Below are 24,414 nucleotides of genomic sequence, written 5' to 3'. Positions count from 1 at the left end.
ATGCCCTGCTCCAGCGAGACACACGCTCATGTCCTCACACGCCGACCAACGGGTCGTCCAGTTCAAGCAGGTCGATGTCTTCACCTCCGTGCCGTTCAAGGGCAACCCGCTCGCCGTGATCTTCGATGCCGACGGCCTCTCCACCGAACGCATGCAGGAGATCGCGCGCTGGACCAACCTGTCCGAAACCGCTTTCCTGCTGCCGCCGACCGATGCACGCGCCGACTATCGCGTGCGCATCTTCACGACCGCGGTGGAATTGCCGTTCGCCGGGCATCCGACGCTCGGCAGCGCGCACGCGCTCATCGACGCCGGCTATACGCCGAAGACGCCCGGACGGCTGGTGCAGGAATGCGGCGTCGGCCTGGTGACGCTCGCCGAACGCGCGGGCGGCGAGTGGGCCTTCGCCGCGCCGCCGGCTCGCATCACGCCGTTGAGCGCTGCGCAGAGCACGCGTCTCGCGGCGGCGCTTGCCCCCGCCACACTCGATCCGGAAGCGCCGCCCGCCGCGGTGGACAACGGCGCGCCCTGGCTCGTGGTGCGCGTGCGCGACGCGGCGCAGTGTCTTGCGCTGACGCTGGCGGGCGAGTCGCGCGAAGCGGTCCGGCAGATCGTCGCGGAAACGGGCACACACGGCATCGTGGTCTACGGTCCGCACGCGCCCGGCGGACCCGCGACCTTCGAACTGCGCGCGCTTCTGCTGGGCGCGGAGAACATCGAGGATCCGGTCACGGGCAGCGCAAACGCCGCCCTCGCCATGCTGCTGACGCAGCAAGGCAAGCGTCCGGGCGCGCACTACACGGTTCGTCAGGGCACCGCGTTGGGCCGCGACGGCCGCGTGAGCGTCACTTATGACGACCAGGCGGATGGCGCGCCCGTGTGGATCGGCGGCCATTCGGTAACTGTGATCGACGGTAATTTCCGTAGCTGAAACAATGACCTGCGCATATCCCCTGCGGCGCGCGTTTACCCCCAAGGGCGGGCTCTTTCTTAAAGCAGGAGCCTTCGCTACTATCTGACCAATGGGGATAAAAAGAAGCGTCGGACGTGGCGGCGGCAATGCGACGGACCCGGCAGGGGCGCGGTTTGTATCCGGACTCGAATAATCCTTCAGCGGCGCCAAGCCGCCGCGCCAGGGCAACGGCCGGCGCTGCCGGGCACAGTGAGCGCAGCGAAAGCCACCCGCAAGGATGACGCCGCTGACAGGATCTGCCAAAGAATGTCCATCCCCCAGCCGCGGCGTACTGCGCGCGGTATAGTCACTCGTTTCGGCCGAACGCCTCCGCACATGCATCGCTTCATCCACTTCGCGCAGTTCGCAGCACGTCAGGCGCTACGCGATCCAGCGTTGCAGGGAGCGCCATGAAGCGGGCGCGCACGCATGCCGTCCCGGACACCCTCACAAGCGCCCCGGCGGCGCGGCGGCGGCGGGCGTTGCTGGCCATTCCGGTACTGGGCACCTTCGTGCTGGTGCTGCTGTGGGCGGTCATCTTCGCCCGGCTTTCGGTGGAGCGCGAAGCCACCACGCACGAATCCATGTCTTCGGCCGCCATCCTGTCGGCGGCGCTCGAGCAGCACACCATCAAGGCCATTCATCAGGTCGACCAGATCACCCGTTTCGTCAAATACGAATACGAGAAATCGCCTGACAACTTCGACCTGATCGCCACCGTCGAGAAAGGCGTCGTGCAGAGCGACACGCTGGTGCAGGTCTCGCTGATCGACGAATACGGCACGCTGGTCGCCAACACCTCGGATCCGCATCCGAAACCCATCGACCTGTCGGACCGCGAGCACTTCAAGGTCCACGCGCATTCCAACGACGACCTCCTCTACGTCAGCCGCCCGGTGCGCGGCCGCGTGTCCGGCCTGTGGACGCTGCAGTTCACGCGGCGGCTCAATCATCCGGACGGCTCGTTCGCCGGCGTCGTGGTGGTGTCGGAAGACCCGGCCTATTTCACGAGCGACTTCTACAACGTCGCGTCGATCGGCCGCGAGGGCGTGATTGCCGTGGTGTCGGACAGCGGCTCGGTGCTCGCGCGCAGCACGGGCGGCGGCCTGGCCGATGGCGCGGCGGCCGCCACGGCCGCCGCGCAAGGCAACGGCGGCGATGCAAGCGCTGCCGCCAGCAGCCGCGCCCGCGCGGACTTCACCGCGAGCGGCGTGTATCCCACGCTGGATCATGCGTCGGGCATCTACGTGGATCCCATCGATCACGTGAAGCGCATCGTGTCGTACCGGCATATCGACGGTTATCCGCTCGGCGTGCTCGTCGGTCTCTCCGAACGCGAGGAGATGATCGACTACAACCACACGCGCAACGTCTATCTGCTGATGGCGAGCTTCATCTCGCTCGCCATGCTCGGCTTCTTCGCGGTCGCGACCGGCCTGATCGGCAAGCTGCTCGGGCGCGAGCGCGAGATGACGCACCTGGTCGAGTACGACCTGCTCACCGGCCTGCGCAACCGCTACTCCACGTTGCGCGCGCTGCGCCAGGACGTCGCGCAGCAGGAGAACATCGGGCGACTGGCGCTGCTCTTCATCGACCTCGACAACTTCAAGACCGTCAACGACACGCTCGGCCACAATGCCGGCGACATCGTCCTGCAGATGACGGCGTCGCGGCTCGCGGAGACGGTGGGTCAGAGCGGCACGCTGTCGCGCATCGGCGGCGACGAGTTCGTGGTGGTCGTGAAGGGCGACGAAGTCGAGCAGCGCGCCGTCACGCTCGCCGACGACATCTCCACCATGTTCGCCACGCCTTTCGACGTACGCGGCAGCGCGTTCGTGCTGCATGCGAGCATCGGCATTGCGCTGTTCTCGGTGTCGAACGAGAGCGAGATCGACTTGCTGAAAAAGGCCGACCTCGCGATGTACAGCGCCAAGGACGCGGGCCGCAACTGCTATCAGTTCTACTCGCCGCAGTTGTCGCATCGCGCGGATCATTTGATGAAGTGGGAACAGCAGCTGCGCGTCGCGCTCACCGAGGAGCAGCTGTTCCTCGTCTACCAGCCGAAGATCGACCTGACGCGCCGCTGCATCACCGGCTTCGAGGCGCTGGTGCGCTGGAACCATCCGCAGCACGGGCTCATTCCGGCGAACGAATTCATTCCGGTGGCGGAATCCACGGGCTTGATCGTCGCGGTCGGCGATTTCGTGATCCACACCGCGTGCAGGCAGCTCGCGCATTGGCAGCAGGAGGGTTATACGGGACTGTCGCTGGCCGTGAACATCTCGGCGGTGCAGTTCTGGCGCGGCGATCTGCTGGAGACGGTCGCGCGCGCGATCGAGGCGAGCGGCATTCCGCCGGACAAGCTCGAACTCGAAATTACCGAAACCGTGATGGTCGAATATCCGGAGCTCGTTCAGGAGAAGATCGTCGCGCTGAAGCGCCTGGGCGTGCGCATCGCGCTGGACGACTTTGGCACCGGCTATTCGTCGCTGTCGTATCTGAACCGCTTTTCCGTCGATACGCTCAAGGTCGACCGCTCCTTCATCCAGGCGATTCCCGAGGATCGCAGCGTGTGCGTGATGGTGTCGGCCATCGTCAATCTCGCGCGTTCGCTTGGGTTGACGGTCGTGGTGGAAGGCACCGAACGCGACGAGCAGATCGCGTGGCTCGCGGCGCTGGGTCCGGTGGAAGCGCAAGGCTTCCTGTTCTCGCGGCCCGTGCCGGCGGACGGCGTGCAGGCGCTGCTCGACCGCTTCGGCGTATGCGGCTGGCCGCGCGGACAGGCGCCGCGTTCACGCAATGATGCCGGCCGGGAGCCGTCGAGCCCCGCCCTCACCGACGAGCCCGGCGGACGCTAGGGGCGGCCGCCCGCACGAACGACGGGCCGGCGGCCATGCTGCCGTCGAACGCGGCGTTGCCGAGAGCGATCAACCTCCATCGAAGCCATCCCAGATCTGGTCCGCCTGGGAGTGGGTATTGTTCCATTGGTCGCGGTACTTGTTCAGCAGATCGTTTTGAGCTTCGCTCAGCTGGTAGCCCTGATAACCATCGGCGATACCGCCCATGACGCCGCCGATCACCGTGGCGATGATGCTTGCAACCGGCCCGACGAAGGGCACGAAGCCCACGATGCCGCCCACCAGATTGAACACCTGCGCCCCCAGATTGATCTTGTCCTGGGTGGTCAAGGTGCCCGCTTGCTGTTTCTTCAGGTAGGAGTCGAGTGAGGCGCCAAAACCGAGCGCGCCGAACGCGGTGCCGATCAGCGACGGCACAAGCTGCGTGCGCAAGGGCTTGGAGATCTTGAACCAGTCGGGAAACGCATCGGTATGAGCGAGAAAGGTATCCTGGTAGTTGGTGAACTTCTTGCCGTAACTATCCATCCACTCCGAGAGCTTGGACTGCCGGACCTCCGGGTCCAGATTGTTCAACGCCTGTCCCAGCTCCCTGTAAGAGGCCGGGGCGTCCTTCATCAGCGCCTCCCGCTCGTTCATCGCACGATCGAACTGGTCGTAGGCGTCATGTTTGAGCTGGCCCAGATTGTCCAGACGGCTGACCAACTCCAGTGCAGCGGCGTTCTCCGACTTGCGCGCTGCATCGACGGTCTCGAAGCCCAGATCGTGGAGCTTCTGCATCTCGGCTTGCGAATCGGATTCTATTTTCTTGAGATTCTCGTGAGCGTTTTGCGCGTCCTCCTTCGCGGCTTTCTTGAGCTGGTCTCCCAACTGCGCCATGCCGTTGTATTCGGGGAAGACTTCCGAAACCCCGCGCTGCAGGATCAGACGCCGATTATCGGGATGCGTGCTTTCGAGCCTGTCAAAAACACTTTTCTGGAGTTCGTTCTGACGACCCGTGACTTGCCCGTCGATATCGCCACTCACACGGCCGAGATCCGTGTCGACTTGCTCGTTCAGCGACTGGATCGAGCGGGTATCGTCCGCGCTCGTTGAGGGGCCACTCTGCTGTGTCGAGGTGCCGTTGTTCGAGCCATCTTGTGCGGGCGACGTGCCATTGGGGTTCGAGGCGGCTTCCGTCCTGGCTGCTTGCGCTTGCTTCAGTTGCCACTGCTTGGCCGCGTGATTCCCGAGATCCGTGCCCGCGCCCACTGTGACCTCGTTCAGGCCCTGCCCCATGGACGCGCCGCCGCCGATGAAGTCATCGGTGGGATCCTTGCCGTCCTTCAGTTTCTGAATGCCCGACATGAACATCGAGCCTGCCTTCGTGAAGTTGTTGGTCGCCGCCAGCATCCGCGAACCCAGCAGCACCGCGAGCCGGCCCTTGGGACCCATCCAGTCGAAGCGGCTCTGCCCGGGCGTCTGATACTTCGATAGCCAGGACCAGTTTTTCAACACTTGGGAGTTGTTGAAACGGCCTTCATCGAAGAGCGTCGAACGCGCGATGATGCTCGGGTATTTCCCATACTTGTTGAAATTGTCGAGATTGTGGTCTTTCGCCAGCGGCTTCAGATCGACGTTGGCGTTCTTGCCGAGGGATTCGAGCGTGTCATTGTCCTTCCGGTTGTCCAATGCTTTGGCGAGGCGGTCGGACTTGTCTTGCTGCTCGCTGTTCAGCTTGTCTTGCCCCATGATGTCCTGAACGTCATCGAGCGCCTTGCCCGCCGCGATGACGTGATCGGTCGTGTCCTTGCCGTCCTTCACGTCTTTCATGGAGTCATCGACCGCAGAATCGAAGCGATCGCCGGCCGCCGCCAGGTCGTTTTGCCAGATGAGCGAGCCCGCGAGATCCCGCGAATTCATCGCGTCAGCCGGTTTGTCGGTCGTGGTTTGCTGTGTGCCTGACGTCGTCGTCGACGAGCCGCTGTTCGCACCGGGCTGCGCATCCGGCAACGGCTGTTCCAGCGACAGCTGCTGCTGGGTTCCTACTCCCGATGTGCGCTGTCCCGTGGTGTCTTGCCCGGTCGACGTGGGCAACGGCGCCTGCGAATTCTGAGTGGTCTGGCCATCCTGAGTGTTCTCCGGGCTCGTGGAACCCGGCGCCTTCTGCGGGGTCTCGGAGGCCGAATCCGTCTGCGCCGATCCCGACGCCGACGTGCCGTCCGAACCTTGCGAAGACGACGCTTGCGCGTCCTGTGAAGGCTGTTGCGCCGGCGGCGGATCATCCGAGGTGTCGCTGGATCCGCCCGCCGTCTGAGTGCTTCTCGAATAGTCGCTGGACACTGAAATCATACGAGCTCCGCAAAGGAAATTGATCGAGAGGGATGAGAGCGGCCGTCTTTTTTGGAAAAGACGAAATGCCATGCTCGACCTTATTTCCTTGGCTCGTGCGATGAATTTTTATACAAATCGCTTTTTAATATCCTGTATAAAGGATGACTGATTTTTTTGCTTTTATTTAGCGTGGCTTAAGAAAAATACAAGAACAATTCCTAAATGCGGCCCATAACAATTAAGACTTTTCCAAGAGCGATTTTCAATCCACCTGCTTGATGACAAACATGGAGATAATCAGCAATGAAGGAATCAACTGAACCGCAAATGACTGGCCCGGATAATACGAGAGATAAACGGGATACACGGCGCCGCATCGTCGCGATTGTCGGGGCGTCGTCAGGCAACCTTGTGGAATGGTTCGACTTCTATGTCTACTCGTTCTGCGCCATTTACTTCGCGTCAACCTTCTTTCCCGCAGGCAATACCACCACGCAATTGCTCAACACCGCAGGCGTGTTTGCAGCGGGCTTCCTGATGCGTCCCATCGGCGGCTGGTTCTTCGGCCGTCTCGCGGACAAGCACGGACGACGCGCGTCGATGATGGTGTCGGTATTGATGATGTGCGGCGGCTCGCTCGTCATCGCGCTGCTGCCCGGCTATGCCGAAATAGGCGCGCTCGCGCCCGCGTTGCTGCTGATCGCGCGTCTGTTCCAGGGACTCTCGGTGGGCGGCGAATACGGCACGAGCGCCACCTACATGAGCGAGGTCGCGGTCGAGGGCCGCAGGGGCTTCTATGCGTCGTTTCAATATGTCACGCTGATCGGCGGGCAACTCTGCGCACTGCTCGTGCTGGTCATCCTGCAGCAGACGCTCAGCACCGAAAGCCTCAAGGCCTGGGGCTGGCGCATTCCCTTCCTGGTGGGCGCGGCGGCGGCGGTCATCGCGCTCCTGCTGCGACGCTCGCTCGATGAAACCACCACGGCCGAATCCCGCCGCAGCAGCGAGGCCGGGTCGTTCAGCGGGCTCTGGCGGCACAAGGGCGCCTTCGTGACCGTGCTCGGCTTCACGGCCGGCGGGTCGCTGGTGTTCTACACCTTCACGACCTACATGCAGAAGTATCTCGTCAACACGGCCGGCATGGACGCAAAGACCGCCAGCCACGTGATGACGGCCGCGCTGTTCGTGTTCATGCTGCTGCAACCGCTGTTCGGCGCGCTGTCCGACCGCATCGGGCGGCGCAAGTCGATGATCTGCTTCGGCTCGCTCGCCACGCTGTGCACGGTGCCGCTCATGCACACGCTCAAGGATGTCAGCAACCCTCTGGCGGCGTTTGCGCTGATCGTCACGGCGCTTTGCATCGTCAGCTTCTATACGTCGATCAGCGGCCTGATCAAGGCGGAGATGTTCCCGGTGCATGTGCGCGCGCTCGGCGTGGGCCTGTCCTATGCGCTGGCGAACGCGATCTTCGGCGGCTCCGCGGAATACGTGGCGCTCTGGCTCAAGCAGGCGGGCATCGAAAGCATGTTCTATTGGTACGTGACTGCCCTGTGCGCCGTGGCCGGGCTGGTGTCGCTGTGCATGCGCGATCCTTCAAAGGAAGGCTATCTGAAGGACGGTCCGCAACTGGAACCGCAAGCCCAGCCGCAACCGCAAGCACACTTCACAGACCGCGTGACAACACCGCTGCACCAATCGTCACGATACCCAACACCAGATTGATCACGACGAGCCTGCGCACGGTTCCGACGGCGCGTGCGCCGTCGGGCCAGTTCTGCGCCTGCACCGCGCGCCGGATGCGCGGAAACACCGCAAAGCGGATGTGCCCGAAGATCAGCATCATCACGACGCCGAGCCCAGCCATCACGTGCAGCGGCAACGCGGCGTGCGTGCCGCCGAACTCGGCCAGAAGGAAGCCGCCCGAGAGCAGGATGACAAGCACCGACGCCGCGACCCAGTTGAAGAAGCGCGTGAATACGGCTTCCCACAGCGGCAGGCGCAGTTGCGGCGTGAGGTCGCCGAGCGCGGGACGCAGGCAGAAATGCGCGAAGATCATGCCGCCAATCCATACGGCAACGCCGAGGAGATGCAGGAAGAGCGCGGCTTCGATGGCTTTGTTCATTGTGGTTTTGGTTTTGGGCTGACGTCGTGGGCTTGGGGATTCAAGTTTGGCCGTTCGACTAGGACGCTGCCTACCAGTTCCTGTGTATTCGGCAAGAGGCCAAATAAAAACGCCTCGCCGCAAGCTCGCGACGAGGCGTTCCAGACGATGCCGATGCGGTCTTGAAGCTTATCCCTCGAACACCGGCCTCAATTCCGCCACCTTCAGTGACGAATCCGGCGCCCTTCCCTTGCGCGCCCGCTTGCCGAGATGCAGTTGCAGTTGCGAGCCGGCCAGCTTCTCGTCCCTGATCTTGCCGCCGCGTCCGGTGCCGATCATCACCACGCCGCGCGCGTCGATGGCGAGCGCCTGGCGCAGCGTTTCCTTCGGATCGAGCGCCATCAGCGTAACCCCGCGCCCGCCGCCGGATAGCGTCTTCATCTCGTCCATGCCGAACACCAGCAGACGCCCCGCGCTCGACAGACACGCCACATAGGCCGCGCCCGGAATGACCGGCATCGGCGCGAGCGGCGCGGCGCCTTCGTCGATGGTCATGAACGCCTTGCCCGCCTTCTGGCGGCTCACGAGATCGCCCAACTTCGCGATGAAGCCGAAGCCGTTGCTCGACGCCAGCAGCAGTTGCTGCTCCGCATTCGCCGCGAAGTAATGCAGCAGATGCGTGCCCGATTCGAGTTCGATCAGCGACGTGACCGGCACGCCGTCGCCCCGTCCGCCCGGCAGCGCCGCAACCGACACCGAATACACCCGGCCCTTGCTGCCCCACGCTATGAGCGCATCCGGCGTGCGCGCCTGGAAGGCCGCGTAGAGGCCATCGCCCTGCTTGAAGGTGAAGCCGGCCGGGTCGAGTCCATGGCCCTTCAGCGCCCGCACCCAGCCCTTCTGCGACACGACGACCGTCACCGGTTCATCGACGACGCGCGCCTCGAAGGTCGCGCGCGTGGCCTGCTGGATCAGCGTGCGGCGGTCGTCGCCGTACTGCTTCGCGTCGGCTTCGATTTCCTTGATGAGCAGACGCTTCATCGCGGCATCGCTGTTGAGCAGTTCTTCGAGCTTCGCCTTCTCTTCGCCCAGGTCCTTCAATTCCTGTTCGATCTTGATCGCTTCCAGCCTTGCCAGCTGGCGCAGGCGGATGTCGAGAATGTCCTCGGCCTGGCGCTCCGAGAGATTGAAACGCGCGATCAGCGCCTGCTTCGGTTCGTCGGATTCGCGAATGATGCGGATGACTTCATCGATATTCAGGAAGACGATCATCCGTCCTTCGAGAATATGGATGCGGTCATTGACCCTGCCGAGCCGATGCTGCGTGCGCCGCGTCACGGTGACGAAGCGGAAGCCGATCCACTCGTGCAGGATCTCGACGATGCCCTTCTGCCGCGGACGGCCGTCCGCGCCGATCATCACCAGGTTGATCGACGCATTCGATTCGAGGCTCGTATGCGCGAGCAGCGAATTGACGAACTCGGTCTGGTCGAGGCGGCTCGACTTCGGTTCGAACACGAGCCGCACCGGCGCGTCCTTGCCGGACTCGTCGCGCACGGCGTCCAGCAGGCCGAGCAGGGTCTGCTTGGTCTGCGCCTGCTCGGGCGTGAGGGTCTTCTTGCCGAGCTTGATCTTCGGATTGGTGAGTTCCTCGATTTCCTCGAGCACCTTCTGGCTCGACACGCCCGGCGGCAGTTCGGTGATCACCACCTGCCACTGTCCGCGCGCGAGGTCCTCGATCTTCCAGCGCGCGCGCACCTTGAGGCTGCCGCGTCCGCTTTCGTAGGCCGCCGAAATCTCGGCCTGCGACGAGATGATCTGCCCGCCGCCCGGAAAGTCCGGTCCGGGGAGCTTTTCCATCAGGCCGGCGTGACCGATCTTCGGATCGCGGATCATCGCGACGGCCGCCTGCGCGACTTCGCGCAGATTGTGCGACGGCACTTCCGTCGCGAGACCCACCGCAATGCCCGACGCGCCGTTCAGCAACAGGAACGGCAGGCGTGCGGGCAGCAGCTTCGGCTCTTCAAAGGAGCCGTCGTAGTTCGGCATGAAGTCGACCGTGCCCTGGTCGATTTCATCGAGCAGCAAATGCGCGATGGGCGTCAGGCGCGCTTCCGTATAGCGCATGGCCGCGGCGCCGTCGCCGTCGCGCGAGCCGAAGTTGCCCTGCCCGTCGATGAGCGGATAGCGCATCGAGAAGTCCTGCGCGAGCCGCACCAGCGCGTCGTATGCCGACTGGTCGCCGTGCGGATGATACTTGCCCAGCACGTCGCCGACCACGCGCGCCGACTTCACCGGCTTCGCGTTGTTCGACAAGCCCATCTCGTTCATCGCGAACAGGATGCGGCGCTGCACGGGCTTCTGGCCGTCGCACACGTCCGGCAGCGCGCGGCCCTTCACCACGCTCACCGCGTAGGAGAGGTAAGCGCGTTCGGCGTACTCGCCGAGCATCAGTTGTTCGCCGTCCGGTGCGGTCTGGGCGGCGAAGAGATCGTCTGTGGTTCCCATCGAATTTCCGTTGTGCGTATCTCAGGTCCTGCTCAGGTCAGGCTCAGGTCGAAGTCAGATGTCCGCTTCGACCTCGTTGCCCTTCTCTTCGAGCCAGCTGCGCCGCGATGCCGCTTCGCCCTTGCCCATCAGCATCGTCATGCGCGATACCGTGAGGTCGAAGCCGAGATCGCCCAGCGCGATCGGCAGCAGGCGGCGCGTGTCGGGGTTCATGGTCGTGTCCCAGAGCTGCTCGGCGCTCATCTCGCCCAGGCCCTTGAAGCGGCTGATGGTCCACGCCGTCTCGCGCACGCCGTCCTTGCGCAGCTTGTCGAGAATCGCTTCGAGTTCGCCTTCATCGAGCGCGTAGAGCTTCTGCGCCGGCTTCTTGCCGCGCGCGGGGGCGTCGACACGGAACAGCGGCGGACGCGCGACGCACACATTGCCGCGTTCGATCAGCTGCGGAAAATGCTTGAAGAACAGCGTGAGCAGGAGCACCTGAATGTGCGCGCCGTCCACATCCGCGTCCGACAGAATGCAGATCTTGCCGTAGCGCAGATTCGACAAGTCGACCTGTTCGTCCGGACCGTGCGGATCCACGCCGATGGCCACCGCGATGTCATGCACTTCGTTGTTCGCGAAGAGCCGGTCGCGCTCGGTTTCCCAGGTGTTCAGCACCTTGCCGCGCAACGGCAGGATGGCCTGGAATTCCTTGTCGCGGCCCATCTTCGCGGAGCCGCCCGCCGAATCGCCCTCGACCAGGAAGATCTCGTTGCGGCTGATATCCGTGGACTCGCAGTCGGTCAGCTTGCCGGGCAGCACCGCGACGCCCGAGCTCTTCTTCTTCTCGACCTTCTGGCCGGCGCGGGTGCGCGCCTGCGCCTGGCGGATCACGAGTTCCGCGAGCTTCTTGCCGAATTCGACGTGCTGGTTGAGCCACAACTCGAGCGCGGGCCGCGAGAACGACGACACGAGCTTGACGGCATCGCGGCTGTTGAGCCGTTCCTTGATCTGGCCTTGAAACTGCGGGTCGAGCACCTTGGCCGACAGCACGAAGGACACACGCGCGAACACGTCTTCGGCGAGCAGCTTGACGCCCTTCGGCTGGAGGTTGTGGATCTCGACGAAGTTCTTCACGGCCTGAAAGAGACCGTCGCGCAGGCCGGATTCGTGCGTGCCGCCGGCGGGCGTCGGAATCAGATTCACATAGGATTCGCGCAGCAGCGGCCCTTCCTCGCTCCACGCGACGACCCACGACGCGCCCTCGCCTTCCGCGAAGGTTTCCTCGGTGTTCTTCGAGCTTTCGGCGAAGCGTTCGCCTTCAAAAAGCGGAATCAGCAGTTCGCTGCCGCCCATGCCTTCGAGCAGATAGCCGCGCAGGCCGTCTTCGTACTTCCAGGTCTGGCGCTCGCCGGTCTTCTCGATGACGAGCACGACTTCGACGCCCGGCAACAACACGGCCTTCGAGCGCAGCAGACGTTGCAGTTCGCCGAGCGGCAGGTTCGCAGAATCGAAATATTTCGGGTTCGGCCACGCGCGCACGCGTGTGCCGTTCTTCTTCGCGCCGCGTTCGCCCGGCCGCGTCGTGAGTTCCTCGACGACGTCGCCGTTCGAAAACGCCAGTTGCGCGATCTTGTTGTCGCGCCAGACGGTGACTTCGAGACGCGTGGCGAGCGCATTCGTCACCGACACGCCAACGCCGTGCAGACCGCCCGAGAACGTATAGGCGCCTCCCGCGGCCTTGTCGAACTTGCCGCCCGCGTGCAGCCGCGTGAACACGATCTCGACGACCGGCACGCCTTCTTCCGGATGCAGGCCAAATGGAATGCCGCGGCCATCGTCTTCGACGGACACGGAATTGTCATTGTGCACGGTGACGGTGATCTGCTTGCCGTAGCCGCCCAAGGCCTCGTCGGAGGCGTTGTCGATCACTTCCTGAATGATGTGCAGCGGATTCTCGGTCCGCGTGTACATGCCGGGCCGCTGCTTGACCGGTTCCAGGCCCTTGAGCACCTTGATCGATGCTTCGCTGTAACCGGCTGCCTTGGCATGCATGACAGGCCGCTTGCCTCGGTCGGTTCCTGTCGCCATTGCGCTGGATTTTTTCGTGGACATAGTTGAACGTTGATCCGGCACTCGGGCGCGCGCGGAATTGCTGCAACGTGACGCCCGGCATGCCGGCGAATGCTGATGAAATTGCCTGGCCGGAACGGCCTGCGGCAGGGTATCGACCCGCCCGGCGCTCCGTGCCGCGCTAGGAGAATAGCGGTTTTCGCTCGCCGCGCCCACCTCGGGAGCGTAAAACACCCGGCTGGCGGGGCAGTCAAGCGGTCTGTGAAACGGGCTCAGGCCTGATGCGGACGCCCGGCACGCGCGTTACTTCCGTTTTGCTTCCAGTTCCTCCCAACGCTCCAGCGCCACCAGCAATTCGTCTTCGATCGCCGCGTGCCGCTCCGACAAACGCGCGCCTTCCTTCGCGTCGCGCGCGAAGATCGAGCCGTCCTCGAGCTGCGCGCCGATCGACTTCTGCTCCTCTTCCAGTGCGGCGATGCGCGCCGGCAGCCCTTCCAGCTCGCGTTGCTCCTTGAACGACAGCTTCACGGTGCGCTGCGCATTGCGGCCTGCCGCGCTGTCTTTCGGCGCTTCGTCCTTCGGCGCTTCCTTCGCGGTCTGACGCGCCGCCTCTTCCGCGATGCGCTCCGAACGTTCGCGCTGAACCTGCCAATCGGAAAAACCGCCGACGTATTCGCGCCACAAACCGCCGCCCTCCGCCGCGAACACCGAGGTCACGACGTTGTCGAGGAACGCGCGGTCATGGCTCACGAGCAGGACGGTGCCGTCGTAGTCGGCGAGCAGTTCCTCGAGCAGTTCGAGCGTGGGGATGTCGAGGTCGTTGGTGGGTTCGTCGAGCACCAGCACGTTGGCGGGCCGCGCGAACAGCCGCGCCAGCAGCAGGCGGTTGCGCTCGCCGCCCGACAGCGAACGCACCGGCGAACGCGCGCGCTCCGGCGCGAACAGGAAGTCGCCGAGATAGCTCATCACGTGCTTCTTCACGCCGTTCACCTCGACCCATTCGCTGCCCGGACTGATCGTGTCGGCGAGCGACTTGTCGAGGTCGAGCTGCGCGCGCATCTGGTCGAAGTACGCCGCCTGGATGTTGGTGCCGGTGCGCACGCGGCCTTCGTCGGGCTGCAGTTCGCCCAGGATCAGCTTGAGCAGCGTGGTCTTGCCCGCGCCGTTCGGACCGACGAAGCCGATCTTGTCGCCACGCATGACGGTAGCCGTGAACTGATCGACGATGGTGCGCGCGCCATAGCGCTTGGTCACCTCGGTCAGTTCGGCCACGATCTTGCCTGACTTCTCGCCCTGGCCGACGTCCAGCCTGACGTTGCCCTGCACGTTGCGGCGCTCGGCGCGCTCGTTGCGCATCTCGACCAGCCGCGCAATGCGCCCGACGCTGCGCGTGCGGCGCGCCTCGACGCCCTTGCGGATCCACACTTCTTCCTGCGCGAGCAGCTTGTCGAACTTTGCCTGTTCGACCTGCTCGACTTCGAGCTGTTGCGCCTTGCGCGTCTGGTACGCGCTGAAATTGCCCGGATACGACAGCAGGCGCCCGCGATCCAGCTCGACGATGCGCGTGGCCACGCGGTCAAGGAACGCGCGGTCGTGGGTGATGAACAACAGGCCCGAGCGCAGCGTGACGAGCAGTTCCTCCAGCCAGCGGATGCCTTCGAAGTCGAGGTGGTTGGTGGGTTCGTCGAGCAGCAGCACGTCCGGCTGGACCACCAGCGCGCGCGCCAGCGCCACGCGCTTCTTCATGCCGCCGGACAGCGCGCCGGTGCGGGCCTCGCCATCCAGGCCGATCTGCGCCAGCGTGGTGGCCACGCGAGTGCGCCAGTTCCAGGCGTCGCGCGTGTCGAGCGCCGCCTGCAGCACGTTCATGCGCGACAGCAGCGTGTCGTGCTCCGCGCCTTCGGGCGTGTCGGCGAGCGCGTGCGTGACGGCGTCGAACTTGTCCAGCAGCGCGCGCGCCTCGGTGAGACCCGAGGCCACCACGTCGAACACGGTGGCCTCGAGATCGAATTCGGGCTCCTGCGGCACGTAGACCGTGGAAAGCTCTCCCTGACGCGTGATGAGCCCGTCATCGGGCGCGGCGAGGCCCGCGACGATCTTGAGCAGCGACGACTTGCCCGCGCCATTGCGGCCGATCAGCCCGACGCGCTCGCCCGCTTCGAGCGAGAAGTCGGCGTGGTCCAGCAATGCAACGTGGCCGAACGCGAGCTGCGCGTCCGAAATGGAATAGAGCGACATGGGAAAACCGGATGAATGGCGAAGGATTGCCGGCGTGCCCGACAATCAAGGGAAGCGTCCATTGTACCGGGCGTGCCGGGCGCAAGGGCCGCGCGCCTTCCTGCTGGCCGAACGGCCGACCGCAACGGTGCGGCCGGCCGTTGAGCAAGTTACTGCACGTGGATCTTGATGGTCTGGCTCATTTCCGGTCCGTACGAGCGATGCGCACCGTCGCCGAACTGCAGCGTCAGCGTGTGATCGCCGGGAGGCAGCTTGATGTCGGCCTCGGTCTGGCCCTTGCCGTAATGCAGCGAGGTATCGTTCGCCGGAATCACGGTGCCTTTCGGCAGCGGCTTGCCGTCGACCAGCACGTGGTGGTGGCCGGTGCCCTCGGTCATCGTGCCGGCGGGCGCGATCGACATGCCGTCGACGCCGAATTGCACATGTACCGGGCTCGTGACCGTCGCGCCGTCCTTCGGCTGGACGAAATAGACCCGCGCCTGCGCCTGCGCGGCGCTCGTGAAGGACATCAGCATCGCGCCCGACAGCACCGCACCCAACAGTGTCTTCTTCAACATCGTTTTCTCCATGCAAGGTAAACCGGTCGATGGCGCGCCCTCGGCGCCCGGAACTCGCAGCAGCATACACCGGGCGTTCCGGGCCTCACATCGGGACCACTGCGAAGCACCGCTGTAAAGCTTGAGCGCCGCGGCAAGCCGCCGCGCCCGCACGGGCGAAGCGCGGATTCCTGTAAGATGCGGCTCGCCGCACGGGTGTGCAGTCGAGCGTCCGGGCGGCCGGGCGTGTACAGCACAGCCCGTTCATTCTTTCTGGAATCAAGAGTCTGCCGTGAGCGAAGTCATCGAATTCAAGAGCTGGGTCTGCCTGATCTGTGGCTGGGTCTACAACGAGGAAGAAGGCCTGCCCGACGAAGGCATCGTGGCCGGAACCCGTTTCGAAGACATTCCCGACGACTGGCGCTGCCCGCTGTGCGACGTCGGCAAGGCGGATTTCGTCGCCGTCGAATTCTGATCGATGCCGCCGCGCACCCTGCGCGGCGAACTTTCCGTCAGCGCGCCACCGCGATCAACTCGCGGCTCGTCTCGTCCAGCGGCGCGCGCGTCCAGTCGCCATACCAGTCGACGTGCGCAAAACCCGCGCGCTTCAGCAAGTCCGTCAACGCGTCAGCCGTCCGGAAGCGCAACTCGCTTTCGGCGCTGAGCGTTTCCGCGCCATCCGCCCCACCCGTTGTCGATGGGAACCGGTAATGCGTCGTGAACGCGACGCGGCCCGTCGTCGCGGGATCGGGTTGCGCATGCCGCTCCTGCCAGACTTCAACTGTGCCGCCGCCGGGCGCCTCGATGCGTTTCATCGAACGCGCAGGCGTCCAGTCCTCCCATGCCCGCGCCGCCGGATGGCGGCTCTCGAACGCGATGCGCCCGCCGGGACGCAGCGCGCGCCGCGCGGCCTGCAGCGCAGTGAGCAACGCAGCGTCATCGAGCAGCGCCTGCACGACGTGCCCCGTCATCACCAGCAAGTCCGCCCGCCCGCCGACGAACGGCAGCGCCCCGGCATCGCCTTCGATCCACGTCACCTGGTCGCCTTCCGGACGCGCCCGCGCCAAGCGCAGCATCTCCGGCGACGGATCGATGCCGGTCACGCGCACACCGCGCTTCGCCATTTCGCAGGCGAGCAGCCCGGTGCCGCAGCCGAGGTCCACGACATGCGCGGCTCCATCGGCCAGTGACAGGTAGAACGCCGTATCGGCGGCGAACGGATTGAGGATGTCGTAGAGCGCGACCAGGCGCGGATCGGTGTAGAGCATCAGTGGCTTTGCTTGGTGCTTTGATACGCGAGTGCGTCGCGCAACGGTTGGCTGGCGATCATGATCGGACCGGTGAAGGGCGTGTCGAGGTCGACGATCACGAGCACGGCGGACGCGATCGACAGCGCGCCGAGCATGATCGTCACCAGCGAAAGCGCGTTGCGCGGCGCGATCAGGCCGAAGCACAGGAAGATGATGAGCAGCCACCCCACCAGGATGCGGTCGAACGGATAGGACAGCGTGCCGTGCGCCTCCTCGATCAGCTTCCAGCGCAGCGCAATGAGCTGCTCGAAACGATCGGCGCTTTCGTTGGCGAGCGCGTGGTGGTAGGCGTCGGCGGGCTGCAGCAGACGCACGCGGTGCTGAGACTGGCCCAGCAGCGTGCCGAGTTCGGGGCTCGCGAGATCGCCGTTCTTGGGGGTCGGCGCAATGGCCGGATAGTCGCCCGGCGGATGCGGCTCGTCGGGCCAGGTGCTGGCGATCGCCGCCGCCGTGTAGGCGCGCAGCAGCGCGCGGGCTTCGTCGAGATCCTGACCGTAGTCGCGCATCGTGCGGTCGAGCTCGATGAGCACGGTGGCGTAGGTGCGCATGTCGTTGTTGGTGGTGTCGAAGCCGGTCTTCGCCGAGGCAGTCAGCAAGCCGAGCACGAGCGCCGCGAACGTCACCAGCATGCCGACCAGCAACTGGAGCAGCTGCACCGTTTCCTGCGCCTTGTGTTCCTCGGGCAACAGCGGCCGCACGATGGCGCCCAGCCCCGTGCTGGCCAGCAGAAGCACGAAGACGAGCACCGCGGTCTGGATTTCCGTCATGAGCGGTTGAGCCGGATGGGCGTGGCCGGAACATGCGCATTATGGGTCGAAATGGCGCCGTTCGTTTCGATTCCGCAAAAAGTCGGGCGGCTTCAGTCGTAAGTGAAGGTCACGGTTGCGGTCACGCCGACCGTCCCCGCCGATAACGCCCCGAGCCGGTAGTACTGCGCGACCAGCGGGATGATCATCGTGCCGGTCGGGCCGCTGGTGCCCAGCGCTACGGCGTCGCCGTTGATCGGGATGGGTGTGCCGGTGGTCGCGCCCGGCCTGCTTGCAAGCAGCAGCTGCACGCCAACTTGCGCGGCGCTGCCGTTGAGGTTCTTGAGCACGGTTGGAAGCGTATCGGTCGTGCCGCTCACGGACATGGCCAACGACGTTTGCGGCTGACAACCGGACAGTTCGATGACGAACGCCTTCGCGCCGCTCGTGGCGCCCGTGAAATCCGTGACAGCCACGGTGGAAAGCGTGACGACCTGCGGCAGCGTTGCAGGGTTGGGGATGCAGGACGGCGGGAGGATCGTGCCGTAGAAACTGAACGTGGCCTGCGAGCTGGCGAGCGCCGCTTGGGCGCCGAGCAGCATCGAGACTGCCGTCATGAGGCGGATGCCGCGCATTCGGTACGCTCTTCTTCTCGCAAAGGTTATGGGCCCGAGCCCGTCATTGATAGAGCACGGTCATCGTCATGATCGTGCTCGCATTGCCCGGCGTGACCGGGCCTGTCCGGTAGAAGCGCGCAGTCAGCGGCACTTGATAGCTGCCGCCGAAGAGACTGCTGTACCCGTAAAGGCGCTGAGACGTGTTCAACCGTACGACCTTGCCCGCCGAGTCAAACAACTGCACGCCGATCCCGCCCGCCGAGCCGGCGTTGGGTTGCAAGGCGGCGACGTTGTGCGCCGCCTCGCCGTATTGCGGAGAAATCGTGTAGGAGACAGCGTGAATCAAGCCCGTCACCGTGCCCGGGTCGTCGGACCCTCCGGGACAGTTGAGGAATTGCACGTTCAACATGCCCTTGCCCGGCTGCGGCGGCGACAGCGAGCCGACCGCCGGGAAATCCGAGGCCATGAACGTGCCGACGTCGACACTCTGGTCCGGCGTCGTGCAGGTCATCGGTATGAACATGCTGGAGGTCGTCGAGATGTCGACGGTCGGCGGGACCACGGCGTCCACGTACGGCTGCAACAGCATGATCCGGTTGCCCCTCAGCCAGGCGCTGCTCATGAGGGGGCCGGTCTTGACCAGGGCGATCGCCGTCTGGGCGCCAACCGTCTTCGACCCGGACTGGCCGGCGAGCATCGGGCTCCACGCGTCGTAATTCATCGGCCCGCCTCTCTGTACACCCTGCCATGCGGTCCTGGAGCCATCGGCCGATTCGAACTGCATGGCTATGGCGATACCCACGCCCGGCACGCCGGTGGCCAGCACGGGAATGTTCGCGCCGTTGTAAAAGACTAAGACGCCGGTGCGGGTGGTCGCATCGCCGCGCAGATACATGCCGATTCCGACCGTGCTGTTTTTCGGCCTGCAGTCGAACTCCACCAGCCCGCTTGTCACCCATTGCGTCAGGAGCGTGCCGGGCGCCAGGTCGGCCGCCACTGAAACGCTCGAGGGCAGCGTGAGCGTCTGCGGGGGCCAGCAGGTGTAGCAGGTCGCGGAAGGGTCCTGGTCGCACGCGGACGCGGTCCGGGCGATCCCCGCCGCCATCAGTGCGATGAGCCGTAACCATGCAGCCGGTCTGAAGCTGAAACGCTTCGTGTTCATGTCCATCTCCCTGTTGCTTGCTCGTGTGGGGACTGCCAACCTCATCGGCAACTCGCTTCCGTAAACGCCCCGATCGCCCGGGCCGGTGCGTTCGATGCAGCCGGCCATGCGACGCGCACCCGGCACTGTCCCCCGGCGCCCTCACCCCACTTCACCGTCCATTCGTCGCCGTCCGTTCCGCCGTAGACCAGCGCGCGGCTGCCCTGACCCACCGTGCCGACGACGTCGCCCTGCGGATTCAGCACTTCCGCGCCGAACGGCAGCGGCTGCCCGTCCGGGCGCCTGAGGCGCACGACCAGCGCCGGTCCGCGATCTTCCGTGTCGAATTGCACGCGCACGACCGAGCCTGCGGTCGGCGCAAAGCGCTGTTCCGTGGTCTTCAGGCGCAGGCCGATCGGCAGGCCCTTCACGTCGATGCCGACCTGATTGAGCGCGTACGGCTGCAAGCCCGCGATCAGCGCATGACCGCTTCCGTCGATGCGCACGCCCGGAGAGCCCGACAGGTTCGCGCCCGTGGCGTCGTCAGCCTCGATCACGGCGAAGGTGTCGCCGCTCTGCGGCGAAAACACGACGCCGTCGCCATACGCGACGATCGAACCCGACAGCCCGCCGCCCATCTGCGTATAGCCGTTGGCGCGACCGGCATTCAGCTGCATCTGCGCAGCCGGCGACAGGAAGCCGAGATTCGCGTTGATGCTGTCGTCCGTCTGCGCGCCGCGCCACTGCCGCCCCGTCGTGACGCCATAGTTCAGGCGATGATTCGTGCCCGCCGCGCCCGTGAACGAAGCCTGGAGCTGGCTGCTGCCGTCGCGGGAATCGCGCGTGAAACTCGTCACCGAGTGAGCGTGGCTCGCGCCGAGACTCAGCGGCACGGAGAGACTGACCATGAAGCGCGTGCCCCAGCGGGCCGTGTTCGAATCCAGTTCCCGCGACACCGAGACGTTCACCCCCACGCGACGGATCGACGTGTTGTAGCCGGCCTGGAACGAGGTGTCGCGGCTGGAACGGTTCCAGTAGATCTGCGTCGAGCCCGACAGGTACATCGAACCGTAGTCCCACAGGCTCTGGTTCACGGTCAGCAGCAGACGTCCCTTCTGCCTGCCCGTCAGCGCGGACGCATTGCCCGACGCCGCGGCATCGCGCAGGGTCATCGCGTCCGCGAAACTCAGGAAGCCTTGCGTCGAATAGCGGTACGCGGCGAGCGTCACATCGGTTTGCAGCGGTGTGAAGCTGCGCGAATAGGACACGCGCAGGCTCTGGCCGCCGCGCGGCGGCACATTCGGCAGAGACGTGTTCGCCTGGGTCACGTCGAAGCCGAACGCGCCGACCGGCGTGTCGAGCGCCACGCCCGCCGCCGCCGACCAGTAGCCCGAAGACATGATCGTCCCGCCGTAGAGCGTCATGAAACGATTCAGGCCGTGCTGGACATTGCCCTGCAGCACGAACGGCGCATTGCTCCCGCTGGGGTTGCGGTACTGGCCCGCAGCAACGCTGTAGCGCCAGCGTCCTTCGCGCAGCGCGTTGACGGGCGCGGCATAGGGCAGCAGCGACGTGTGCCGGCTGCCGTCCGCTTCGGTCACCGTGACTTGCAGATCGCCGCCGTAGCCCGTCGCATAGAGATCGTCGATCTCGAACGGACCTGGCGCCACCGTGGTCTCGTAGATCAGGTTGCCGCGCTGCGTGACCTGCACCCGGGCGTTCGTGTTGGCGATGCCGCGAACGGTCGGCGCATAGCCGCGCTGCGACTCGGGATACATGCGATCGTCGGTGCCGATCTGCACGCCGCGCAGGCCGAACGAATCGAAGACCGAGCCGTCGGTGTAGGTGTCGCCGAGCGTGAACTGACTCTTCAGCCGCACGATGGAGCGCTGCGCGTTGCTCTGGATGCTCTGGCCGCGCACGCCCGCGCCGGTCGCACTGGTGAGGTTGCCGCCATAGCGAAAGCGCCACGCACCCAGATTCACACCGGCGTTCACGCCGAGATAGCTCTGCGTGTTCGACACGCCGTTGCCGTTCGAGCGATACACATTGCCGCTGTACTGCACGAGCGCGGCCGGGACGCCGTCGTCCCAGAACTTCGGATCGATCCAGCCGCGCGCGGTGCGACTCATCCACGCCTGCGGAACGCTGACGTCGAGGCGCTGTTCGCCCATGTCGAACACGGCGCTCGCGCCGGGTATCAGTTCGGGCAGCACGGCGGCCTGCGCGGTGTCGAGCGTCGCGTGCGCGGCCTCGCCCAGCTTCGTCAGATCCACGCCGATACGCGTCAACAGCGCGCGGTCGAAGAGCGGCTGCGCGGCCGTGCCGGGGCCGTTCACTTCGCGCAAGGTGACATCGGTCGTGCCGATCCAGGTCTGGTTCACGTTCAGTTCCGCGCGATACGTGCCCGCCGCGACGAGATTGCCGCGATCGAAGCGGCTGATATCGAGTTGCGCCGCCGCGCTGCCGCTCAGAAAGCGTGCGTTGAAGCGCACCGTCGCAGGGGGCGGCGCGAGCGTGGCGGCGGCATCGGTCGGCGCAGCGGCGTCCGGCCGCGGATGCGCAGACGGGAGGGCCGTGCTGTCCGCATCGGCATGCGTGGCGACGACCGCCAGCAACACCGCGACGCCGGCCGGGTTCAGCGACAGGAAGTCGGGGTTGGACGCACGCGGCCTCGAGCAGCGATTCTTCTTCATGGATGCCCGGCGAACAGGCGAAAGCGCCCCCTGCCGGCGCGGGGACGCGTCGGCATCGGGGTGCGAGGGTTGATGGAACCGGATGCGGTAATGCGAAGACCGGCGCGACGGCGGACGGGAGGCCATGCGGCGCCGCCGGCCGCGTGCTACTTGAGCGACGCTTCGTGCTTCACCGGCGCGCCGTAGTCATCGAGCGTGGTGAAGGACACGTTGCCGGCCCGCGCGGGCGTGGCCGAGAGCGGCAGCGAGACCGCGCCGCCCGGTGCGACCATGTCGCCGGCATCGAAGCGCGCGGCCGGATCGCTCCCGCCGACGCGGGCCGAAATGATCGTCACGTAGTAGCTCGACGGATTCGAAACCCGTAGCGCAGCCTTGCCGCCTTCCGTGACGATGCGCCACTCGAGCGTGTCCGGCGCGTCCTCGACCCGGCCCGCCAGGCCGGCCGGGCGGAAGAAGAACTTGAGCCGGGTGCGGAAGGCGAGCTGCACGTAGTTGGGGCCGGTCACGGCTTCGGCCGGACTGGGCGGCACTTCGAGCAGGTTGAACCACAGCAGGCTCTCGCGATCCGGCGGCATCGGCTCACCGGTGTAGACGATGCGGACCGTCTGCGCCTTGCCCGGATCGAGGCGCGCAAGCGCCGGCGTCAGCATGAATGGCAGATTGAGCAGGCTCGGATCGACTTTGGGATCGCCCTCGTCGAGCCACACCTGGGCAAGCGCCGGTGACTTGCCGACATTCGACAGCCTGAGCGTCACTTCCTGCTCCGCGGCCGGATAGATCACCCGCGTTCCCGCGATGACGACGGACGCGCAGGCCGGAAACGCCGCCAGTGTCAGCACCAGCCCGACCGTGAGAAGCAGGCCGATGAGCGCGGGCTCGCGGGCTCGTCGTCGGAATGTCATCTGGCTTGTCTCCGTGACGCCCGGCTGGAGCCGGTCACTGATACGACATCGAGTACGTCACGACCGTGCTCACCGTGCCGGCCGTCGCACCGCCCGCGGGCGTGACGTACTGGGCGGCGTACCGGAGCGTGGCCCGCCCGCCTGCAATCGCGACGTTCTGGGCGTTCTGCGCGCCGTCGGTCTTGCTCACGTCGATCACCTGTGTGCCGTTGTTGACGTCGACCAGCTGGACTTCGACGTTGGTCGCCGTTCCGGTGTTCTTGAGATTGCCGTTGGGCAGCGTGTTGACGCCGCTCTCCCAGAAGGCATGCACGCTGCCTGTGTCGGGCGTGCAATTGGTCAACGCGAGGTTGAACGAGGTGTTGCCGCCGGAACGCCCGGCCTCGGTGAAGTCCGATGCCGCGATGGTCGGCAGTGTGACGGTGAAGTCACCGGCTCCGCCGTTGCCGCTGATCTGGCAGGTGCTCGCCGTGAGCTGGCCGTTGATCGTCAACGTGCCGCCGGAGGCATGAGCCGCACCGCAAGCGGCACCGCTCAGCATGACGACGAGTGTTAGCACATTCTTTTTCATTCTTTGTCCTGATTGATCTTGACTAAGCGATCGCCAGCGTTGGGCACCGGGATCAACGTGTGTTTTTGAAATTCATCTGACAGCGTTCGTCAGGAATTTGTAGGACTTTATAAGAATTTTCTTGAGATGAACCTAGGACGATTCTTAAACGCTCGCATCATTCAGGCGCGGAGCACGAGCGTGGAGATCGTTGCAACAACGAAGGGAGAACAACGCGGGAGAGTGCGGCAAATGTCGTCCCGCTCGAACGGCGGGAGATGGGCGACGCGGATGGCGAATTCATCCGGCATGCGTCAGAGGGCGTGGTCCCCCCGGCAGGAATCGAACCTGCATCTAGCGCTTAGGAGGCACTCGTTCTATCCATTGAACTACGGGGAGCGGACCGCCGCGCGCCGAGGGCATCGGCGAGCGAGCGCAGAGTATAGCAAACGGGATTGGCGGTCATCGGGCGCACTGCGGGAAAAATCCGGCGGCGACCCAGGATGCGAAATATTCTGATGAATCAGGGTTTATGCCTATCAAGAATCGCCAGGCCGCGCCGCCATCGCTTTAATGGACCCCATTCCCGATTCCAAGCCGCAGGGCGCGTTTTCGGCGTTGCTGGCAGACCAAGACCTGACGCACCTCGAGAAGGTGTTGCGGCGCTCATTGTCATGCGATCTCGGCGGTCCGTTGCTGCCGCCCGCCTACTGGCGCGAACGGCTCGCATCGATCACGCGACAGTCGCATCTCTCTCATACCCAGATTCAGACCGTGCATCGGCTGTATCTGCACATCGACGCCTTCGAGGCCGACGTCCGCAAGCGTGAAAGCGAGCGCGCCGCCGAAGCCGATGCTTCCGTCCTCGCCGCCAGCGCCAAGCCGCGCAGCGCCTGA

At 65.1% G+C, this 24,414-nt stretch carries 17 protein-coding genes, 1 tRNA gene and 1 pseudogene; 5 read left to right on the top strand and 14 right to left on the bottom strand.

Translation table 11 applies throughout. The features are described 5' to 3' along the window. Positions 1-28 precede the first annotated feature (28 nt). Positions 29-931, top strand: a complete 903-nt coding sequence (locus tag QCE62_RS04370; RefSeq protein ID WP_309914745.1) for a PhzF family phenazine biosynthesis protein — start codon at positions 29-31, stop codon at positions 929-931. Between the two features lie 431 nt (positions 932-1,362). Then, entirely contained in the window at positions 1,363-3,810 is a 2,448-nt protein-coding gene (locus QCE62_RS04365) for an EAL domain-containing protein (protein WP_309914742.1), read from the top strand. A 69-nt stretch (positions 3,811-3,879) separates the two neighbouring features. Here the strand turns inward: QCE62_RS04365 and QCE62_RS04360 are convergent, their stop codons facing one another. Then, positions 3,880-6,138, bottom strand: a complete 2,259-nt coding sequence (locus QCE62_RS04360) for a hypothetical protein (RefSeq protein WP_309914740.1) — start codon at positions 6,136-6,138, stop codon at positions 3,880-3,882. A 309-nt stretch (positions 6,139-6,447) separates the two neighbouring features. Between QCE62_RS04360 and QCE62_RS04355 the strand changes: the two are divergent. After that, positions 6,448-7,743 (top strand): annotated as a pseudogene (locus QCE62_RS04355) (MFS family transporter); the annotation flags it as partial. A gap of 40 nt (positions 7,744-7,783) precedes the next feature. On the opposite strand, the gene QCE62_RS04350 reads toward QCE62_RS04355, so the two are convergent. From QCE62_RS04350 to QCE62_RS04330, 5 genes are all read right to left on the bottom strand, one after another. After that, positions 7,784-8,242 (bottom strand): CopD family protein, encoded by a 459-nt coding sequence (locus QCE62_RS04350; RefSeq protein ID WP_309807778.1) that lies wholly within the window; start codon positions 8,240-8,242, stop codon positions 7,784-7,786. 168 nt (positions 8,243-8,410) lie between these two features. Continuing rightward, a complete protein-coding gene (parC, locus tag QCE62_RS04345; protein ID WP_309914737.1) occupies positions 8,411-10,729 on the bottom strand; it encodes a DNA topoisomerase IV subunit A in 2,319 nt (772 codons plus the stop codon). A gap of 54 nt (positions 10,730-10,783) precedes the next feature. Next, a complete protein-coding gene (locus tag QCE62_RS04340) occupies positions 10,784-12,763 on the bottom strand; it encodes a DNA topoisomerase IV subunit B (protein ID WP_309914735.1) in 1,980 nt (659 codons plus the stop codon). Between the two features lie 321 nt (positions 12,764-13,084). Then, positions 13,085-15,019, bottom strand: coding sequence for an ATP-binding cassette domain-containing protein (locus QCE62_RS04335; protein WP_309914731.1), 1,935 nt, complete (start codon positions 15,017-15,019; stop codon positions 13,085-13,087). A 149-nt stretch (positions 15,020-15,168) separates the two neighbouring features. After that, a complete protein-coding gene (locus tag QCE62_RS04330; protein WP_309807774.1) occupies positions 15,169-15,576 on the bottom strand; it encodes a DUF4399 domain-containing protein in 408 nt (135 codons plus the stop codon). Positions 15,577-15,847: 271 nt separating this feature from the next. Here QCE62_RS04330 and QCE62_RS04325 point away from each other — a divergent pair, with 271 nt between their 5' ends. Beyond that, positions 15,848-16,030, top strand: coding sequence for a rubredoxin (locus QCE62_RS04325; protein WP_309914728.1), 183 nt, complete (start codon positions 15,848-15,850; stop codon positions 16,028-16,030). A 37-nt stretch (positions 16,031-16,067) separates the two neighbouring features. Here QCE62_RS04325 and QCE62_RS04320 read toward each other — a convergent pair whose 3' ends face one another. The 8 genes from QCE62_RS04320 to QCE62_RS04285 all read right to left on the bottom strand — a co-directional run bounded on the left by QCE62_RS04320 (position 16,068) and on the right by QCE62_RS04285 (position 23,916). Beyond that, positions 16,068-16,823 carry a class I SAM-dependent methyltransferase gene (locus QCE62_RS04320; protein WP_309914726.1) on the bottom strand — a complete coding sequence of 252 codons (756 nt, stop codon included), beginning with the start codon at positions 16,821-16,823 and terminating at the stop codon, positions 16,068-16,070. Then, positions 16,823-17,632 carry a hypothetical protein gene (locus tag QCE62_RS04315; protein WP_309914723.1) on the bottom strand — a complete coding sequence of 270 codons (810 nt, stop codon included), beginning with the start codon at positions 17,630-17,632 and terminating at the stop codon, positions 16,823-16,825. The genes QCE62_RS04320 and QCE62_RS04315 overlap by 1 nt, the downstream gene beginning before the upstream one ends. Positions 17,633-17,724: 92 nt before the next feature. Further along, entirely contained in the window at positions 17,725-18,228 is a 504-nt protein-coding gene (locus tag QCE62_RS04310; RefSeq protein WP_309914719.1) for a fimbrial protein, read from the bottom strand. 61 nt (positions 18,229-18,289) lie between these two features. Then, positions 18,290-19,390 carry a fimbrial protein gene (locus QCE62_RS04305; RefSeq protein WP_309914716.1) on the bottom strand — a complete coding sequence of 367 codons (1,101 nt, stop codon included), beginning with the start codon at positions 19,388-19,390 and terminating at the stop codon, positions 18,290-18,292. 41 nt (positions 19,391-19,431) lie between these two features. Then, entirely contained in the window at positions 19,432-22,065 is a 2,634-nt protein-coding gene (locus QCE62_RS04300) for a fimbria/pilus outer membrane usher protein (protein ID WP_309914713.1), read from the bottom strand. A gap of 146 nt (positions 22,066-22,211) precedes the next feature. Further along, positions 22,212-22,967 carry a fimbria/pilus periplasmic chaperone gene (locus QCE62_RS04295; RefSeq protein ID WP_309914708.1) on the bottom strand — a complete coding sequence of 252 codons (756 nt, stop codon included), beginning with the start codon at positions 22,965-22,967 and terminating at the stop codon, positions 22,212-22,214. A 34-nt stretch (positions 22,968-23,001) separates the two neighbouring features. Then, positions 23,002-23,538: a fimbrial protein gene (locus tag QCE62_RS04290; RefSeq protein WP_309914705.1), complete on the bottom strand. Its 537-nt coding sequence runs from the start codon at positions 23,536-23,538 to the stop codon at positions 23,002-23,004. Positions 23,539-23,841: 303 nt separating this feature from the next. After that, positions 23,842-23,916, bottom strand: a tRNA-Arg gene (locus QCE62_RS04285). Between the two features lie 174 nt (positions 23,917-24,090). Here QCE62_RS04285 and QCE62_RS04280 point away from each other — a divergent pair. Next, positions 24,091-24,414 (top strand): hypothetical protein, encoded by a 324-nt coding sequence (locus QCE62_RS04280; protein ID WP_309914702.1) that lies wholly within the window; start codon positions 24,091-24,093, stop codon positions 24,412-24,414.

Origin of the sequence: Caballeronia sp. LZ033 (assembly GCF_031451265.1) — a bacterium.
In the GTDB taxonomy this organism is placed as follows: Bacteria; Pseudomonadota; Gammaproteobacteria; order Burkholderiales; family Burkholderiaceae; genus Caballeronia.
The sequence above is the reverse complement of the archived record's forward strand: the minus strand, read 5'-3'. Positions and strand labels throughout refer to the sequence as shown.

Excerpts from the sequence above, each read along its gene's own strand:
- QCE62_RS04350 (WP_309807778.1), bottom strand. The coding sequence starts at position 8,242 with ATGAACAAAGCCATCGAAGCCGCGCTCTTCCTGCATCTCCTCGGCGTT.
- QCE62_RS04365 (WP_309914742.1), top strand. The coding sequence starts at position 1,363 with ATGAAGCGGGCGCGCACGCATGCCGTCCCGGACACCCTCACAAGCGCC.
- parC (WP_309914737.1), bottom strand. The coding sequence starts at position 10,729 with ATGGGAACCACAGACGATCTCTTCGCCGCCCAGACCGCACCGGACGGC.
- QCE62_RS04360 (WP_309914740.1), bottom strand. The coding sequence starts at position 6,138 with ATGATTTCAGTGTCCAGCGACTATTCGAGAAGCACTCAGACGGCGGGC.
- QCE62_RS04310 (WP_309914719.1), bottom strand. The coding sequence starts at position 18,228 with ATGACGGCAGTCTCGATGCTGCTCGGCGCCCAAGCGGCGCTCGCCAGC.
- QCE62_RS04300 (WP_309914713.1), bottom strand. The coding sequence starts at position 22,065 with ATGAAGAAGAATCGCTGCTCGAGGCCGCGTGCGTCCAACCCCGACTTC.
- QCE62_RS04280 (WP_309914702.1), top strand. The coding sequence starts at position 24,091 with ATGGACCCCATTCCCGATTCCAAGCCGCAGGGCGCGTTTTCGGCGTTG.
- QCE62_RS04330 (WP_309807774.1), bottom strand. The coding sequence starts at position 15,576 with ATGTTGAAGAAGACACTGTTGGGTGCGGTGCTGTCGGGCGCGATGCTG.
- QCE62_RS04320 (WP_309914726.1), bottom strand. The coding sequence starts at position 16,823 with ATGCTCTACACCGATCCGCGCCTGGTCGCGCTCTACGACATCCTCAAT.
- QCE62_RS04335 (WP_309914731.1), bottom strand. The coding sequence starts at position 15,019 with ATGTCGCTCTATTCCATTTCGGACGCGCAGCTCGCGTTCGGCCACGTT.
- QCE62_RS04295 (WP_309914708.1), bottom strand. The coding sequence starts at position 22,967 with ATGACATTCCGACGACGAGCCCGCGAGCCCGCGCTCATCGGCCTGCTT.
- QCE62_RS04370 (WP_309914745.1), top strand. The coding sequence starts at position 29 with ATGTCCTCACACGCCGACCAACGGGTCGTCCAGTTCAAGCAGGTCGAT.
- QCE62_RS04305 (WP_309914716.1), bottom strand. The coding sequence starts at position 19,390 with ATGAACACGAAGCGTTTCAGCTTCAGACCGGCTGCATGGTTACGGCTC.
- QCE62_RS04315 (WP_309914723.1), bottom strand. The coding sequence starts at position 17,632 with ATGACGGAAATCCAGACCGCGGTGCTCGTCTTCGTGCTTCTGCTGGCC.
- QCE62_RS04340 (WP_309914735.1), bottom strand. The coding sequence starts at position 12,763 with ATGCATGCCAAGGCAGCCGGTTACAGCGAAGCATCGATCAAGGTGCTC.
- QCE62_RS04290 (WP_309914705.1), bottom strand. The coding sequence starts at position 23,538 with ATGAAAAAGAATGTGCTAACACTCGTCGTCATGCTGAGCGGTGCCGCT.